Source organism: Oleiphilus sp. HI0079, from assembly GCF_001635105.1.
In genome coordinates, this window is record NZ_LWFT01000967.1 from 1 (window position 1) to 1492 (window position 1492).

General features: G+C 46.0%; 3 protein-coding genes. All 3 read right to left on the reverse strand.

Features of this window, described 5'->3' with window-relative positions:
• The coding region (locus tag A3750_RS17750) for a GTP cyclohydrolase I (protein WP_231871865.1) at positions 1-345 on the reverse strand (345 nt) is incomplete at its 3' end.
• Between the two features lie 21 nt (positions 346-366).
• On the reverse strand, positions 367-768 hold the full coding sequence (folX, locus tag A3750_RS17755; RefSeq protein WP_068457705.1) for a dihydroneopterin triphosphate 2'-epimerase: 402 nt from the start codon (positions 766-768) through the stop codon (positions 367-369).
• Between the two features lie 7 nt (positions 769-775).
• Entirely contained in the window at positions 776-1342 is a 567-nt protein-coding gene (locus A3750_RS17760; protein ID WP_068548531.1) for a glutathione peroxidase, read from the reverse strand.
• Positions 1343-1492: the final 150 nt, after the last annotated feature.

The following is a 1492-nucleotide window of genomic DNA, read 5'->3' on the forward strand; positions in this document are numbered from 1 at the left end:
GGTAACCGAAATGCCAGCTACCGTGACCATTTCATCCACAGACATTTTGTTGTCGATCACGCTGATCTTGGGAAAGTTGCCATAGTCCAAGCCAGAGAAAATCTCACGAACATACATCTTGGCGATGCGGTGCGGTGTTTCGTTAAGGCTATCGTCACTGAGATCCAAGCCTAGAGTACTGACCACATCGGTAAACAAGGATTTGAGCCTCTCGTATTTTTGGTCTGTGGTTAGAGTACTTGGTAAAAGCGGCGTTTCTAGCCCCGCAGCAATTAAAGCATCACGAACCAGGTGGGCTTCTTTACTCATTTTTGGCGTGATGGTGGTGTTTGATAGTGCTTCCATGATGGGCTCCTTGCACGGCGGTTAGCCGCGGTACTCTAAACTAAGTGAAACAGAATCGGCAAAACGCAATGCGTGCGGCTTATCAATTTTGACCTTTGCGTAGCTAACCCATTCATGTTCATGGCATATTTCCAGTACATCGCTAACTAATTTTTCCAAGAGCAAGAACCGTCCTGATTCAACGTGCTTAATAATGCCCTTGGCAATGTTCTTATAGTTCAATGCATTCTCAACGTCATCATTTAAGCAAAGCTTATTGGCCGGATAATGGATCTCCGCATTAATGATAATGTCCTGCTGCTTTTCTTGTTCCTCGGGATTAAAGCCGATGAACGTTCTCAGCCGGAGGTTAGTAATATGAATGACGGCTTGGCTAGCTCGCGTTGCGGTCTGTAGATTGGCAATCTTATTTGCTTGGCTCATGGTTTCCTCACAGAGCGGATTCGATGGCTTGGGTTAGTTGGCGAGACGTTGGGGAGACAGAGCTTCCAAAATGTTCAATTACCTCACCAGAAGACGACACGAGGTATTTATTAAAGTTCCATTGTGGTGCTTCACTTTCTGCGGCCAGGTGTTGAAACACCGGATGCGCATTTGTACCGCGAACATTCGTGGAGCTCGTCATTGGAAACTTTACACCGAAATTGACGTAACAGACTTCTGCGGCCTCGCCTTCATCGCTTGCGGCTTGACGAAAGCTGTTAGAAGGAAAACCAATGATCGTAAAGTTCTGATCCTGATATCGCTCATAGAGTGCTTGCAGTTCTTTAAACTGCGGCGTGAAACCGCACTTGCTCGCCGTATTCACAAAAAGCACAGTCTTGTTCTCGGTTAACGCGCAGAGGTTCAACGTCTCTTGGCTATGCAGTTTTGCAACTTTATGATCGAGCCACTGAGCGCACTCAGCCAAAGCGTCAGTGCTGAACGACAGGCTCAAACACAGCGTTAAAGAAAGGGATCGAAGCGGATGTGCGAACAATGCGGCAGTTTTTTGCATTTGCGTCTATTCTCTTGGCGTTTTAGCTCTCTACGCGAGATCAACGCCCTTTGGTTTACATGCTAAGATAAATATTTAGTTGACCGCTTGGTCAGCTTACTATGGTTTTCTGATCGTTTTATTCTTTTCGTTGAGATTGACATGACATAT